A 14,304-nucleotide genomic window follows, 5' to 3' on the forward strand; every position below is an offset into this window, starting at 1 on the left:
CACCGCTCGTCATGAGCGGTGGGCTTGTGCTTATACACGGAGGGAATTATGACAAAGGACAAGCGACGGTTTGACCGTCAAGGGTCGGCGCAACGGCGTCGGCGAAATGAGCTCGAGCGGTCACGGATTCTCGAGCAGTTTAAAGTACTTGAAGAACGGTTGTCGGTTCGATTCACGAACCAAGACCTATTGATGCAAGCGTTCACCCACTCCTCATACGTCAACGAACAACGCGGTCTGAAAAAAGACAATGAGCGCTTAGAGTTTTTAGGCGACGCGGTGCTCGAGTTGACGGTGTCTCGGTTTTTGTATGAGACGTATCCGGAGCGCTCCGAGGGGGAATTAACGAAGTTGCGGGCGGCCATCGTCTGTGAGCCATCACTCGTCAACTTTGCGGAAGCCTATGCTTTCTCTGATTTTATCTTGCTTGGGAAAGGCGAAGAGTTGACCGGCGGACGCAAGCGCCCGGCGCTACTCGCGGATGTGTTCGAGTCATACATCGGCGCGCTCTATCTGGACCAAGGGATTGAACCAGTCGAACAGTTCCTCGCCGAAGCGGTTTTTCCGAAAGTCTTGGCCGGTGTGTTTGAAGAACAGACCGATTATAAGAGTCAGCTCCAAGAAAGCGTCCAGCGAGAAGGTCTCGGGCCTGTCTCGTACACGATTATCGAAGAGCGTGGTCCGGCCCATAGCCGGGAGTTCGTCGCCCATGCCCGTCTGTCAGACGATATCGTCGGCGAAGGCATCGGCCGATCGAAGAAAGAAGCCGAGCAACTCGCGGCGAAAGAAGCGTTGATTGAATTCAACCGGCAGTACGCCGGCCTATAAGAAAAGGAGTGGACCTCAATGGGTCCACTCCTTTTCTGTCATCTCATCACGTCAATTGTCCGAGTTCTTCGACAATCCCATCCACTTCAGAGATCGACAGCGATGAGCGGTTCATCACGTAGTCGTAAATCTCTTTGACGGCCGAGGCGTCGGCACGGTTATATTCTTCCGCTTTGATGGCGCCGCGGTTGATGATGTTCATTTTGTCGAGAATTTCCTCAATCATTTGTTCGTTAGTCATCGGTCGTACCCCTTTCTACAGTTCTTTTTAGAATAGCATGATTCTAGCATTTTGACGAACTGGCAACTGTGGTAAAATAAACAAATGAATGCTTACTGAGGATAGGATGGTCACGATGCACTTAAAACGAATCGAACTCGCTGGCTTTAAATCGTTTGCCAAGCGGATTGAACTGGATTTTCGTCCCGGCGTCACAGCCGTGGTTGGGCCGAACGGGAGCGGGAAATCAAATATATCGGACGCTGTTCGCTGGGTACTCGGTGAGCAGTCGGCCAAATCGCTCCGCGGAGCGAAAATGGAAGACGTCATCTTTGCCGGCAGTGAAGGTGAGAACCATCGCAACGTCGCCGAAGTGACGCTCGTCCTAGACAACACGGACGCCCATTTGCGGTTGCCGTATGAAGAAGTCAGTGTGACGCGCCGTGTCACGCGGAGCGGCGACAGCGACTACTTCATGAACAAGAAGCCGTGCCGGCTTAAAGATGTGATCGACCTGTTCATGGATACGGGCCTATCACGCGATGCGTTCGCCATCATCGGGCAAGGACGGGTCGAGCAAGTCATCTCCGGGAAACCGGAAGATCGTCGGGCTGTCATCGAAGAAGCGGCCGGGGTGTTGAAGTACCGGCAGCGTAAAAAACAAGCCGAACGGAAGCTCCAAGACACCGAGTTGAACTTGTCTCGGGCCGATGACATTTTGTATGAACTCGCCGATCGGGTCGAGCCGCTCCGAGAGCAGGCCGCGCTCGCACGCGAGTATCAAGTCGCCAAAGCGCGCCACGATGAGCTCGAGACGGGTATTCTCGGCGCCGAGATCACAGAACTTGGTACGGGCATCGCTCGTGTGTCTGAGCAACTGCGGACGGCCGAGACGAATCTCGCCGAGCAAGATGACGCGTTGACCGCGATTTCAGAAGAGCGGACGACGCTTGAGGCGACGCTCGCCAAAGATCGAGAAACGCTCGACACGCTCCATCAAGAAGAACGGTCTCAAGCGACCGAGCTGGAACGGTTGACAGGTGAGATCAAGCTCGCGAAAGCCCGTGAAGAGCACGGGGCGGAGACGAAAGAACGCCTCGAGCGCCAACGGGTCGAATTGGCCGAAGAGACCGAACAGTTGACGCAGAAGTTGAACGTGGCAAACGCGGATATGGCGTCAAAAGCTGAGGCGTTACATACCGTGGAAGCGGCACGCGCCGAACTTGACGTGCAATTGACGGCGGCGACGCGTGACTTTAACGCAGAAATCGAACAGCTTCAAGGAGAGGCGTTCGAGTTGGCGACGACACGGGCCACGCTGAGCAACCAACAGAAGCGGGAACGGCGCGATATCGAACAAGCGGAAGAAGCGAAAGCTCGTCTGCTTCGCGAAAACAAGGATCGCCTTGACGTGAGGACCGAACAGACGGCATCACTCGAGGCCGAACAAGCTCGTCTCGCCGAGGCTCGGGACACGTGGGAGACGCTCATGGCGGAAGAAGCTGATTTGACCGAACGGGAAGCGACGCTTCGAGACAAATTGTCGCGGGCCGAGCAGTCGTACCACGACCTTGACCGCCGGCGTCAGAAGACCGAGGACCGGATCGAGTTGCTCGAACGGATGAAACAGTCGTACGAAGGCTATTTCCATGCGGTCAAATTTGTCTTGAAAGAACGGGGACCGGGCGTGCTCGGTGCCGTCGCAGAATTGATTCGCGTTCTCCCGTCGTATGAGGCCGCCATCGAGACGGCGCTCGGTCAGACGCAACAACATATCGTCGTCGAGACGGAAGAAGTCGGACGCCGAGAGATTGAACGATTGCGGAAAGCAAGTGCCGGACGAGCCACGTTCGTACCGATGACGAGCGTGAAGGAACGTTACGTCCCGAGTGAAGTCGCACACCGTCTCGAATCAGTCGACGGATTCGTCGGCATCGCCGCCGACCTCGTCGAGACGGACCCGGCCTACGAGAAGTTGAAACGGTCGCTCCTCGGCGCCGTGATCGTGGCCAATTCCCTCGAGGTGGCCAACCGGATCGCCAAGACGACGGGGTATCGCTATCGCATCGTCACGCTCGGAGGGGATATCGTCAACGTTGGTGGGTCGATGACCGGGGGTAGCCGGAAGCAAGGTGTCGCCTTGTTCACCCAGTCCCGTGAACTCGATGATTTGAAGCAAGGATTGACGCAAGGGTTGGCCATGCTTCACGAGCAACAGTTGCGGGTGTCGACGTACACCGATGAGATGTCCCGATTGCGTGCGTCGCTCCAGACGCTCAGGCTCAAGAAGCGCGAGGCCGAAGAGACGCTCCGTTCGACGGAACAGGCGTTTAGAAACTTGGAACGGGTGTCGCAAGACGCCAAAGCGCAACTCGAACTGTTCGACCATGAGATGGCGCGTTACGCCCAAACGATCACATCCGCCACGAATGAGTTGACAAGGCTCGCCGAAGAACTTGAGGCGACGGATGCATTGCAAGCCTCGATTCGGACCGAACTCGAGGCGCTCCGCGGCGAGCAAGCCAAAGGCGCCGAGACGACGGGCCAACTTCAGGCAGCCATTCGTCAAAATGAACTCGATCGTCAACGCAATATGCTCGACCTCGACCGCGTCCGCGCAGAAGTCGAGCGGCTCGAGGCCGAGGTCGCTAAACAGACGTCCCGTCTCGGTCAGATCGAGCGTGAGCTCGAACATGTGGCAAGCGGCCGGGTCGTCTCGTCTGCCGAGCTCGAGCTCGAGCACGTCGAGGCGGTCAAACAGATGGACGGATTGAAAGAGCGGATGGCGTTGCATACGAAACAGCTTCACGCCGAAGAAGAGTCGTATCGCATCCTCAGACAGCGTGAACAACAGGCGTTGGACGTGCGTCGTCGGGTCGAGGCGGATGTCCGCAAGCTCGAGACCGAGGCGAACGAGCTCGAGTTGAAGCGGAAGTGGAAACTCGACGCACTCGAGGAACGAGGGCTCGTCCTCGATTTGCTTCCGACCCTCACGATTCCGCTCGATGAGGCGAAAGAAGAGTTCAAACTGCTCGTTCGTCAAATCGAAGAAATCGGACCGGTCAACTTGAACGCGATCGAGGAGTTCGACCTCGTCAATGAACGCTTCATGTTCTTGTCCGAGCAACGGGACGACCTCGTCAGCGCCAAAGAGGATTTATACGACATCATCACCGAGATGGACCGTGAAGTGACGCGCTTGTTCAAAGAGACGTACACGCTCGTTCGTGGTCACTTTAAACAGACGTTCAACGAGCTGTTCGGCGGGGGGGAGGCCGATTTGAAACTCGTCGACGAGTCCGACCTGCTCAACACGGGCATCGAGATCGTCGCCAAACCGCCCGGGAAGAAGTTGCAGACGCTCAGTCTGTTATCCGGCGGAGAGCGGGCCTTGACGGCGATCGCGCTTCTGTTCGCCATCCTGAAAACGAGACCCGTCCCGTTCTGTGTGCTCGATGAAGTCGAGGCGGCTCTCGACGAGGCGAACGTCCATCGGTTCGGGGAATATATCCGGACGCTCTCAATCGATACACAATTCGTCATCATCACCCACCGTAAAGGGACGATGGAGGCGGCGGACACGCTCTACGGCGTGACGATGCAACAAAACGGTGTCTCCGAGGTGCTTTCGGTCGAACTATCCGAAGCGAAGCGCGTCGTCGAGACGGAACAAGAGATGGAGGAATTAAGTTGAGTTTTTTTAAGAAGTTAAAAGATAAATTGACGACCTCGACACAAGAGGTGTCGCAAAAGTTTACCGACGGATTGACGAAGACACGAGACGGATTTGCCAGTGCCGTCAACGACCTCGTCTATCGGTTCCGCGAAGTCGATGAGGATTTCTTCGATGAACTCGAGGATTTGCTCATCCAAGCGGATGTCGGCGTGACGACGACGATGGACCTCGTCGAAGATTTGAAAGAAGAAGTGAAACGTCGCAATTTGAAAGACCCGGTCGCTGTCCGTGACGCCCTCGTCGAAGTCGTGGCGAACCGTCTCCAAGAAGACGAGGCGGATCGTGAGTTGAACATGCAGGACGGATTGACGGTCATCTTGTTCGTCGGCGTCAATGGTGTCGGCAAAACGACGACGATCGGCAAACTCGCCCATCAATTGAAGTCGGAAGGGCGTTCGGTCATGCTCGCGGCAGGCGACACGTTCCGGGCCGGTGCCATCGATCAGCTCCAAGTCTGGGGTGAACGGGTCGGAGTCCCGGTCATCCGTCAAGCCGAAGGGTCGGACCCGGCTGCGGTCGTGTTCGACGCTGTGCAGGCAGCGAAATCACGCGGCGTCGACGTCTTGATCTGTGACACGGCCGGTCGTTTGCAAAACAAGGTCAACTTGATGAAAGAGCTCGAGAAAGTGAAGCGCGTCATCGAACGTGAAGTACCGAACGGGCCGCACGAGGTATTGCTCGCGTTAGATGCCACAACGGGACAAAACGCGATGGTTCAAGCGAAAGCGTTCAAAGAAGCGACGAACGTGAGCGGGATCGTCCTCACGAAGCTCGACGGGACGGCTAAAGGAGGGATTGTGCTTGCGATTCGAAACGAGCTCGATATCCCGGTCAAATATGTCGGCCTCGGTGAGAAAGTTGATGATTTACAGGCGTTCGACCCGGAACAGTTCGTGTACGGATTATTCGGGGACATCTTCGAAGAAAAACAACAGACAAACGATGACCTCGCCTAACTTTCACTGTTAAGAAAAAAACTTGACAAGAGGTGGGGACGGCTGTACTATTGGTAGTTGTAAAGGGATTTCACTTAACATGTGGAGGTGGAGGTCATGTCGCTCGAAAAGACGAATCGAATGAACTATCTGTTCGATTTTTATCAAGCGCTTCTCACACCGAAACAGCGCAACTACATGTCTCTTTATTACCTAGATGACTACTCGCTCGGAGAGATTGCGGAAGAGTTTGAAGTCAGCCGTCAAGCGGTCTACGATAACATAAAGCGTACCGAAGCGATGCTTGAGCAGTATGAGGAGAAGTTGGCCTTGTTCGAGAAATTCGAACAGCGGCAACAACTGCTTCAAACGCTCAAACGTCAAGTCGAGCACTCGCTCGATTTGACGGAAACGATTTCGGCGCTTGAGAATTTAGAGTAGGGGGCTGAAGCATGGCATTTGAAGGATTATCCGAACGGTTGCAATCGACACTGGCGAAAATGCGGGGGAAAGGTAAAATTTCCGAAGCAGATGTCAAAGAGATGATGAGAGAAGTTCGTCTCGCTCTCCTTGAAGCCGATGTCAACTTCAAAGTGGTCAAACAGTTCGTCAACGACGTGAAAGAGCGGGCCATCGGCCAAGACGTCATGAAATCGTTGACACCTGGCCAACAAGTTGTCAAAATCGTTCATGAAGAGCTAACGAACTTGATGGGAAGCGACGTCGTCCCAATCACATTTAACCCAAAACCACCGACAGTCGTCATGATGGTCGGGTTACAAGGTGCGGGGAAAACGACGACGACCGGTAAGCTCGCGAATTTGATTCGCAAAAAGCATAACCGGAGTCCACTTCTCGTCGCGGCAGATATTTATCGGCCTGCGGCCATCAAACAGCTCGAGACACTCGGCAAGCAGCTCGATTTACCGGTGTTCTCACTTGGCGACCAAGTGAAGCCGGAAGAAATCGTCACAAAAGCGCTCGAGTACGCCAAAACCAATCATCACGATTTCGTGTTGATCGATACGGCCGGTCGACTTCATATTGACGAGACGCTCATGGGCGAGCTCGAAAACGTGAAGACGATTGCCAAACCAAATGAAATCTTCCTCGTCGTCGATGCGATGACGGGTCAAGATGCGGTCAACGTGGCCGATAGCTTCAATGAGAAACTCGGAATCACCGGCGTCGTGCTCACGAAGCTCGACGGTGACACACGTGGTGGGGCAGCCCTTTCAATCAAGGCAGTCACGGGAGCGCCGATTAAGTTCGTCGGTCTCGGTGAAAAGTTGGATGCCCTCGAACCTTTCCACCCGGAACGCATGGCGTCACGGATTCTTGGAATGGGTGACGTGCTCACGCTCATTGAAAAAGCCGAGTCACAGATGGACCAAGATGCCGCGAAAGAGCTTGAAAGCAAAATTCGCGACGCATCGTTCACGTTCGATGATTTTATCGAGCAATTGGGTCAAGTGAAAAACATGGGCCCGATTGATGAATTGCTCTCGATGTTACCTGGTGCAGGTAAGATGAAAGGGTTGAAGAACGTCCAAATCGACGAGAAGCAACTTGATCATGTCGAGGCGATCATTCGCTCGATGACGAAGCATGAGCGCTCCAATCCTGAAGTGCTCAACGCGAGTCGTCGCAAGCGGATCGCAAAAGGGAGCGGTCGCTCCATCCAGGAAGTGAACCGTCTCATCAAACAGTTCGATGACATGAAGAAGCTCATGAAGCAGATGTCAGGACAAATGAAAGGGAAGAAAAAAGGTCTCGGCCTTCCATTCTTCTAAGAAAACTTTTGTCAGTCGGACAAAAAAGCAGTATACTATTAAAGTTGTCAATTCTTAAACACATGATGGAGGTATATTACCATGGCAGTTAAAATTCGTCTCAAGCGCATGGGCGCAAACAAATCACCTTTCTACCGGATCGTTGTAGCTGATTCACGTTCACCACGTGATGGCCGCTTCATCGAGCAACTCGGTCACTACAACCCGGTTGCAAAACCAGAAGCAGAAGTTCGCATCAACGAAGAACTCGCTCTCAAATGGTTGGCAGACGGCGCGAAGCCATCTGACACAGTACGTAACTTGTTCTCTAAAGCAGGGATCATGGAGAAATTCCACAACGCGAAAAACGCGAAGTAAGGATGTGGCCGACCTTTTATGAGGTCGGCCCATTTTTGTGAGGAGGCATAACAATGGAATGGTTATACGTAGGTAAGATCGCCAACACCCATGGCTTAAAAGGAGAATTGAAGTTGCTCGCCGCGACCGATTTTCCGGCGGAGCGCTTCAAGAAGGGCGAGACGCTCTATTTAGACATCGACGGCAAGAAAGTGCCGTTCGAAGTGACGACGTATCGTCCACACAAGCAGTTCCATCTCGTCACGTTCAAAGGGCTCGAGAACATCAATCTCGTCGAGAAATATAAAGGGATGAAGCTGTATGTCCACGTCGAGCACGTCCACGAGTTGCCGGAACATGAGTTTTATTACCATGAGATTATCGGCTGTGAAGCTGTCGTCGATGGTGAGGTCATCGGAGTCGTCGATGACATCTTCGAGACCGGCGCGAACGACGTCTGGGTCATCAAACGTCCTGGCAAGTCGGATGCGCTCATCCCGTACATCGAATCGGTCGTGAGCGACATCGATGTCGAGGCGAAACGTGTCGTCATCACCCCGATTCCGGGAATGATCGACGATGAAGATTGATGTCTTAACCTTATTCCCTGAGATGTTCGCCCCGCTCGATCATTCGATTGTCGGACGGGCGCGCACGCTCGGTCACGTCGAGATGGCGTTCACGAACTTCCGTGACTTCTCGACGAACAAGCACCACAAAGTCGACGATTATCCGTACGGGGGCGGGGCGGGCATGCTACTCACCCCGCAACCGATTTTTGACGCCTTTGAGGCGATCGCGAAGACGCGACCCCGTGTCATCGTCACGACACCGACCGGACGCCGTTTTGATCAACGAATGGCAGAAGAGTGGGCGTCCGAGGAACACCTTATCTTTTTGTGCGGTCATTATGAAGGGTTCGACCAACGGATCCATGACGAGCTTGCGACGGACGAAGTGTCAATCGGCGATTTCGTCATGACCGGCGGTGAGCTCGCGGCGATGGTCATGATCGATGCCACGGTGCGCCTCATCCCGGAAGTGCTCGGCGATCAGGCGAGCCACGAGGACGACTCGTTTTCGACGGGACTCCTCGAATACCCGCACTATACGCGTCCAGCCGACTTCCGGGGCCTCAAGGTACCGGACGTCCTCTTGTCGGGCAATCATGCCAACATCGAGACGTGGCGTCGTGAACGGTCACTTGAACGCACGTATCGACGGCGGCCGGAACTGCTCGAGCAAATCGACCTGTCGAAGGCGGATAAAAAATTCATTGAATCGTTGCGCGATTGACCAAATTATGCTATGTTTGAGCATGTGGGTTAACCCCCACCGATTACCGATGTTCCGCTGTTGGATGCTTGGGCAGATGAAGATATGAACATTGAAGAAAAAGGAGAACAATTCATGAACACACAAAAACTGTTCCGTGAAATCACAGAAGAACAATTCAAATCGGACGTACCTGCTTTCCGTCCTGGTGACACAGTACGTGTCCACGTTAAAGTCGTAGAGGGAACGCGTGAGCGTATCCAGATCTTCGAAGGCGTTGTCATTAAGCGTAAAGGTGGCGGCATCAGCGAAACATTCACAGTCCGTAAGATTTCTTACGGCGTAGGTGTTGAGCGTGCATTCCCGCTTCACTCACCGCGTGTCGCGCAAATCGAAGTCGTTCGTTACGGTAAAGTCCGTCGTGCGAAACTCTACTACCTCCGCAACCTTCGCGGTAAAGCAGCACGTATTAAAGAAATCCGTCGTTAAGATGGGGATTAAGCTTGTCGCTTGCGACAAGCTTCTTTTTTTCTAGTACAATAAGTTCAAACGGACAGAGGAGTGAGGCAAGTTGAAAGAAGTGTTCAGTTGGCTTAAGGCGATCGTCGTGGCGCTCGTCATCGCGTTCGTGATCCGGACGTTCATCTTTGTACCTGTCATCGTCGAGGGAGAGTCAATGATGCCGACGCTCCAAAATGCCGATCGCATGATCGTTAGCAAAATTTCGAACTACGTCGGTGAGCTCGATCGGGGCGATATTATCGTCTTCCACGCGACGGAATCAAAAGACTATATTAAACGCGTCATCGCCATTCCTGGCGACACGCTCGAATATCGGGACGATACGCTTTACTTGAACGGCGAAGCGGTCGAAGAACCGTATTTAGAGGATTTCCAGGCCCAGATGAACGGCTTTCCTCTTACCGAAAACTTCACGCTCGAACAAGTGACGGGCGAAACGGTCGTCCCGGAAGGTTCGTACTTCGTGATGGGTGACAATCGACAAAACTCGAAAGACAGCCGTGAAATCGGCTTTGTCCCGAAAGAGGACGTCGTCGGCAAAACGAACTTCGTGTTCTGGCCGCTCGGCGATTTCGGGACCGTACAAGAATAAGGTGGTGTTTTTTTGGCAATTCAATGGTTCCCTGGCCACATGGCCAAGGCACGAAGACAAGTAACAGAAAAGTTAAAGCTCATCGATGTCGTCATCGAACTCGTCGATGCACGCGTCCCACAATCGAGCCGTAACCCGATGGTCGATGAGATCACAGAAGGCAAACCGCGTCTCATCGTCTTGAATAAAGCCGATATGGCCGATCCCGTCGTCACCGACGCCTGGCTCCGCGCCTTGAAGCGTGACGACGTCGAGGTCGTCGCCGTCGACGCGAAACATAGCAAAGGCTTAAAGCAGCTCATGTCGGGTGCCGAGAAGCTCATGCAAGAGAAGCATGACCGCATGCGTGAGAAAGGCCGGAATCCCGGTCCGATCCGCGCCCTCATCATCGGCATCCCGAACGTCGGGAAATCGACGCTCATCAACCGCCTCGCTGGACGCAATATCGCTGTCACTGGCGACCGTCCGGGTGTCACGAAGCGTCAGCAATGGATCAAGATGAAAGGCGGCGAGATGGAATTGCTCGATACGCCGGGGATTCTATGGCCGAAGTTCGAGGACCAGATGGTCGGTTATCGCTTGGCGGCGACCGGTGCCATCAAGGACGATATTTTGAACCTTGATGATATCGCGCTCTATGCGGCCCGTGAGCTATCGGCCCGCTATCCGGAACAGGTGAAAGAGCGATTCAAAATCGATCAACTGCCGGAAGACGCCGTCGAACTGCTCGAAGTGATCGGGAAGAAACGTGGACTCGTCAGCGGCGGCTACGTCGATTTCGAGAAGGCGAGCGAATTACTATTGAACGAACTACGTCATGAGAAAATCGGACGGGTCTCTCTTGAGACACCGGCCGACCATGACATGGCGTGAAGTCCTGTGCAAACAGGGCTTTTTTGAATAGGAGGAACAGCATGACGATTCAAGCGATTAAACAACGGCTACAGACGGTCCGATATGAAGAGTGGGAAGCAGTCCGGGCCGAACTGAAGGATGACCCGCGCGCAGGCGTCCAGACGTTGCTCAGGCAGCGTGAGCGCCAGTTCAAGGTCGAACGTGAGCGCCAGGACGATTATGCGGCCCGGAGCGTGTTCGAGGACGAGTTGAAGGCAAAGGGTTATGTCCGCATCGGTGGCGTCGATGAGGTCGGTCGAGGACCGCTCGCCGGTCCGGTCGTCGCCGCGGCCGTCATCTTGCCGGAAGGATTTTATCATCCGGGCTTGAACGACTCGAAACTGATGTCGCCATCAGCACGTGAAGTCGCGTATCGGGCCCTCGTGGACGAGGCCATGGTCGGCGTCGGGATCGTCGACGCCGACGTGATTGACCGCGTCAACATTTACGAGGCGACGAAACTCGCGATGATGGAGGCGGTCCGGCAACTCGGTGAAGTCGATGCGCTCTTGATTGACGCGATGACGCTCGAGCTCGACATCCCGCAACAATCGCTCATCAAAGGCGACGCCCGGAGCGTATCGATCGCGGCGGCGAGCGTCGTCGCCAAAGTCGTCCGTGACAACATGATGGAAGACTACGCCGTCCTCTATCCCGGCTACGGTTTCGAACAGAACGCCGGTTACGGGACGAAAGCGCACTTGGCCGGACTAGCGGAACATGGGATCACGCCAATCCACCGAAAATCGTTCGCGCCGATTAAACATATGTAGGAGGGGTCATCATGCGGATCGATCATCAAGGCGTCATGCCGTTCAAGGTCACGGAACAGAATTCGCGGCAATTGCTCATCGGCAATACGGTCGTCGGTCGGGTGCTCCAGCTGCTGCCGGGAGGCGAGGCGGTCATGCAACTGCCGCAAGGCTTGTTCCGGGTCGGGGTGAACGCTGACGTCAAAGAGAATGTTACGTACAAGATGGTCGTCACCGAGCTCGAACCAAAGCTCGTCTTGAAAGTCGTGCCGCAACAAGCAGAAGCCCTTGCGCAAGCCGCACGGTCCCCGCTCGCCCTTTTAAGTTCGGAACTCGGTCGGCTCGCCCGTCAGCCGCTCGACACGCCTGAATCGCTTCAGGCGCAAGGGCGTCAACTGCTCGAGAGCGGAGCCGGGTCGGATGTGAAGCAACTCATCGGCGAGTTGTTCAAAGCGAAAGGGGACCCGAAGTTCGAGCAGTTCGTCCGGGCTCAGGAGACGTTCAATGCCCTTCAGACGCCGCCATACGTCGCTCAAGCATTTCACATACCGCAATTAGGACCGTTTGAACAAGTCCGATTCCGCCTCGAGGCGCCGAAGGGCGAGATGATTGACGCCGACCACGCACGCATCGTCCTATTTTTGGAGACACCGAAGTTTGGAGAGACGGGTATCGATCTGCTCGTCCAAAAGCGACACATCACGATCAAAGTGTTCAATGAACGGCACGATTTGAGCCCGTTCGTCAACGCTTATGAGCCGTCGCTCAGCAAGGCGCTTGAAGCGAGCGGCTATGAACTGTCACGCTTCTCGTTCGAAGAAAAGCGGGAATCCGTGCCAGACACGTTCGCCCCGCTCGGAAAGGTGGACCAACGCATATGACGGACCGTAAGCAAGCGATCGCCTTGTCCTACGAGCAATCGATGGATTCCCCGCGTGTCGTCGCCAAAGGGGGCGGACTCGTCGCCGAGCGCATGCTCGCGCTCGCGCAGGAGAACGGGGTCCCGATCCATGAGGACCCGGCGCTATTGTCACTATTGTCCGCTTTACAGATTGAGGAGCATATCCCGGACGACCTTTATCAGGTCATCGCCGAGCTTTTCGTGTTTCTTTATCAGATGGAACAAGGAAAAATCGAAGATGTCTAGGGGTAGATGTGAAAAAAAGATGAAAACTTAAAGCAAGAACGATAGACAGCGCTTTCAGTTTTTCGTTACAATAGACGTGCCGATATTAAAGGGGACTAAGGGGGAAACGAAATGAATATCCATGAGTATCAGGCGAAAGAATTGCTTCGTGCGTTCGGAGTGGCCGTACCTACGGGCTATCCGGCGTTTAGTGTTGAAGAAGCAGTTACAGCCGCTGCCAAGCTAGACGGTGAACTAAAAGTTGTCAAAGCCCAGATCCACGCAGGGGGCCGCGGGAAAGCCGGCGGTGTCAAACTTGCGAAGACGGATGAGGAAGTCAAACAGTATGCGTCAGAGATTCTCGGCAAGACGCTCGTCACGCACCAGACTGGACCTGAAGGAAAAGTCGTGCAACGCCTTTACATCGAAGAAGGATCTGCGATTGATCAAGAATTCTACTTAGGACTTGTGCTTGACCGTTCGATCGGCCGAATTGTCATCATGGGTTCATCAGAAGGCGGTATGGACATCGAAGAAGTCGCTGAACATACGCCAGAAAAAATTCATAAAGAAGTCGTCGACCCGGTCGTCGGACTCCGTCCGTTCCAAGCGCGCCGTCTTGCCTTCAAGATGGAAGTGCCGACCAAGCTCGTCAACAAGTTCAGTGACATGGTCATGAAACTGTACAAAGTGTATGTCGAGACGGATTGCACGATCGCAGAGATCAACCCGCTCGTCACGACGAAAGACGGAAACGTCATCGCCCTCGATGCGAAGCTCAACTTCGACAGCAACGCGCTCTATCGTCATACAGACATCGTCGATCTTCGTGACACGACGGAAGAAGACCCGCGTGAAGTCGAGGCGTCAAAACACGACCTCAGCTATATCGCGCTCGATGGAAATATCGGTTGCCTCGTCAACGGAGCCGGTCTCGCTATGGCGACGATGGATATCATCAAGCACTACGGCGCCGAACCCGCTAACTTCCTCGATGTAGGCGGCGGTGCGACGAAAGAAAAAGTAACGGAAGCGTTCAAATTGATTTTGTCAGACGACCAAGTCAAAGGCATTTTCGTCAACATCTTCGGTGGCATCATGAAATGTGACATCATCGCTGAAGGTATCGTCGCGGCGACGAAAGAAATCGGTCTCGATTTACCACTCGTCGTCCGTTTAGAAGGCACGAACGTGGATGCGGGACGACGCATTCTCGATGAATCTGGACTTGCGATCACTTCGGCGAGCTCGATGGCTGACGGTGCAGAAAAAATCGCGGCACTCGTTCGATAAGG

At 54.3% G+C, this 14,304-nt stretch carries 16 protein-coding genes; 15 read left to right on the forward strand and 1 reads right to left on the reverse strand.

The genetic code is table 11. The annotated features are described in order from the left end of the window. The first annotated feature begins 48 nt into the window (after positions 1-48). On the forward strand, positions 49-828 hold the full coding sequence (gene rnc / locus KNP06_RS03965) for a ribonuclease III (RefSeq protein ID WP_138859619.1): 780 nt from the start codon (positions 49-51) through the stop codon (positions 826-828). Positions 829-874: 46 nt separating this feature from the next. Here the strand turns inward: rnc and KNP06_RS03970 are convergent, their stop codons facing one another. Beyond that, positions 875-1,069: a DUF1128 family protein gene (locus tag KNP06_RS03970; protein ID WP_021067093.1), complete on the reverse strand. Its 195-nt coding sequence runs from the start codon at positions 1,067-1,069 to the stop codon at positions 875-877. Between the two features lie 115 nt (positions 1,070-1,184). Here KNP06_RS03970 and smc point away from each other — a divergent pair, with 115 nt between their 5' ends. The 14 genes from smc to sucC all read left to right on the forward strand — a co-directional run bounded on the left by smc (position 1,185) and on the right by sucC (position 14,302). Then, complete coding sequence (gene smc, locus KNP06_RS03975; protein ID WP_214787930.1) at positions 1,185-4,742, forward strand: chromosome segregation protein SMC; 3,558 nt, start codon at positions 1,185-1,187, stop codon at positions 4,740-4,742. Then, positions 4,739-5,740, forward strand: a complete 1,002-nt coding sequence (gene ftsY / locus KNP06_RS03980; protein WP_034777152.1) for a signal recognition particle-docking protein FtsY — start codon at positions 4,739-4,741, stop codon at positions 5,738-5,740. The genes smc and ftsY overlap by 4 nt, the downstream gene beginning before the upstream one ends. A gap of 96 nt (positions 5,741-5,836) precedes the next feature. Further along, complete coding sequence (locus KNP06_RS03985; protein WP_214710595.1) at positions 5,837-6,160, forward strand: putative DNA-binding protein; 324 nt, start codon at positions 5,837-5,839, stop codon at positions 6,158-6,160. 11 nt (positions 6,161-6,171) lie between these two features. Continuing rightward, positions 6,172-7,512: a signal recognition particle protein gene (gene ffh / locus KNP06_RS03990; RefSeq protein ID WP_034777156.1), complete on the forward strand. Its 1,341-nt coding sequence runs from the start codon at positions 6,172-6,174 to the stop codon at positions 7,510-7,512. 81 nt (positions 7,513-7,593) lie between these two features. Then, positions 7,594-7,869 carry a 30S ribosomal protein S16 gene (gene rpsP / locus KNP06_RS03995; RefSeq protein WP_021067098.1) on the forward strand — a complete coding sequence of 92 codons (276 nt, stop codon included), beginning with the start codon at positions 7,594-7,596 and terminating at the stop codon, positions 7,867-7,869. A gap of 53 nt (positions 7,870-7,922) precedes the next feature. Beyond that, positions 7,923-8,438 carry a ribosome maturation factor RimM gene (rimM, locus tag KNP06_RS04000; protein WP_034777158.1) on the forward strand — a complete coding sequence of 172 codons (516 nt, stop codon included), beginning with the start codon at positions 7,923-7,925 and terminating at the stop codon, positions 8,436-8,438. Further along, on the forward strand, positions 8,428-9,144 hold the full coding sequence (gene trmD / locus KNP06_RS04005; RefSeq protein WP_214710596.1) for a tRNA (guanosine(37)-N1)-methyltransferase TrmD: 717 nt from the start codon (positions 8,428-8,430) through the stop codon (positions 9,142-9,144). The genes rimM and trmD overlap by 11 nt, the downstream gene beginning before the upstream one ends. A 114-nt stretch (positions 9,145-9,258) precedes the next feature. Further along, positions 9,259-9,612, forward strand: a complete 354-nt coding sequence (rplS, locus tag KNP06_RS04010) for a 50S ribosomal protein L19 (RefSeq protein ID WP_015881369.1) — start codon at positions 9,259-9,261, stop codon at positions 9,610-9,612. An 82-nt stretch (positions 9,613-9,694) separates the two neighbouring features. Next, positions 9,695-10,237, forward strand: coding sequence for a signal peptidase I (gene lepB, locus KNP06_RS04015; protein WP_034777162.1), 543 nt, complete (start codon positions 9,695-9,697; stop codon positions 10,235-10,237). 12 nt (positions 10,238-10,249) lie between these two features. Beyond that, positions 10,250-11,110 (forward strand): ribosome biogenesis GTPase YlqF, encoded by an 861-nt coding sequence (gene ylqF, locus KNP06_RS04020; protein ID WP_214710597.1) that lies wholly within the window; start codon positions 10,250-10,252, stop codon positions 11,108-11,110. Between the two features lie 41 nt (positions 11,111-11,151). Beyond that, on the forward strand, positions 11,152-11,904 hold the full coding sequence (locus KNP06_RS04025) for a ribonuclease HII (protein ID WP_214710598.1): 753 nt from the start codon (positions 11,152-11,154) through the stop codon (positions 11,902-11,904). Between the two features lie 11 nt (positions 11,905-11,915). Further along, positions 11,916-12,764, forward strand: a complete 849-nt coding sequence (locus KNP06_RS04030; RefSeq protein ID WP_214710599.1) for a hypothetical protein — start codon at positions 11,916-11,918, stop codon at positions 12,762-12,764. Beyond that, positions 12,761-13,030, forward strand: a complete 270-nt coding sequence (locus KNP06_RS04035) for an EscU/YscU/HrcU family type III secretion system export apparatus switch protein (RefSeq protein WP_034777170.1) — start codon at positions 12,761-12,763, stop codon at positions 13,028-13,030. Before KNP06_RS04030 ends, KNP06_RS04035 begins: the two co-directional genes overlap by 4 nt. A gap of 111 nt (positions 13,031-13,141) precedes the next feature. After that, on the forward strand, positions 13,142-14,302 hold the full coding sequence (sucC, locus tag KNP06_RS04040) for an ADP-forming succinate--CoA ligase subunit beta (RefSeq protein ID WP_034777171.1): 1,161 nt from the start codon (positions 13,142-13,144) through the stop codon (positions 14,300-14,302). The last annotated feature ends 2 nt before the right edge of the window (positions 14,303-14,304 follow it).

Origin of the sequence: Exiguobacterium sp. s21 (assembly GCF_018617975.1) — a bacterium.
GTDB classification, from domain to species: Bacteria; Bacillota; Bacilli; order Exiguobacteriales; family Exiguobacteriaceae; genus Exiguobacterium; species Exiguobacterium mexicanum_A.

Coding starts and splice junctions, on each gene's coding strand:
- rnc (WP_138859619.1), top strand. CDS start 49: ATGACAAAGGACAAGCGACGGTTTGACCGTCAAGGGTCGGCGCAACGG.
- KNP06_RS03970 (WP_021067093.1), bottom strand. CDS start 1,069: ATGACTAACGAACAAATGATTGAGGAAATTCTCGACAAAATGAACATC.
- smc (WP_214787930.1), top strand. CDS start 1,185: ATGCACTTAAAACGAATCGAACTCGCTGGCTTTAAATCGTTTGCCAAG.
- KNP06_RS03985 (WP_214710595.1), top strand. CDS start 5,837: ATGTCGCTCGAAAAGACGAATCGAATGAACTATCTGTTCGATTTTTAT.
- ffh (WP_034777156.1), top strand. CDS start 6,172: ATGGCATTTGAAGGATTATCCGAACGGTTGCAATCGACACTGGCGAAA.
- rpsP (WP_021067098.1), top strand. CDS start 7,594: ATGGCAGTTAAAATTCGTCTCAAGCGCATGGGCGCAAACAAATCACCT.
- rimM (WP_034777158.1), top strand. CDS start 7,923: ATGGAATGGTTATACGTAGGTAAGATCGCCAACACCCATGGCTTAAAA.
- trmD (WP_214710596.1), top strand. CDS start 8,428: ATGAAGATTGATGTCTTAACCTTATTCCCTGAGATGTTCGCCCCGCTC.
- rplS (WP_015881369.1), top strand. CDS start 9,259: ATGAACACACAAAAACTGTTCCGTGAAATCACAGAAGAACAATTCAAA.
- KNP06_RS04025 (WP_214710598.1), top strand. CDS start 11,152: ATGACGATTCAAGCGATTAAACAACGGCTACAGACGGTCCGATATGAA.
- KNP06_RS04030 (WP_214710599.1), top strand. CDS start 11,916: ATGCGGATCGATCATCAAGGCGTCATGCCGTTCAAGGTCACGGAACAG.
- KNP06_RS04035 (WP_034777170.1), top strand. CDS start 12,761: ATGACGGACCGTAAGCAAGCGATCGCCTTGTCCTACGAGCAATCGATG.
- sucC (WP_034777171.1), top strand. CDS start 13,142: ATGAATATCCATGAGTATCAGGCGAAAGAATTGCTTCGTGCGTTCGGA.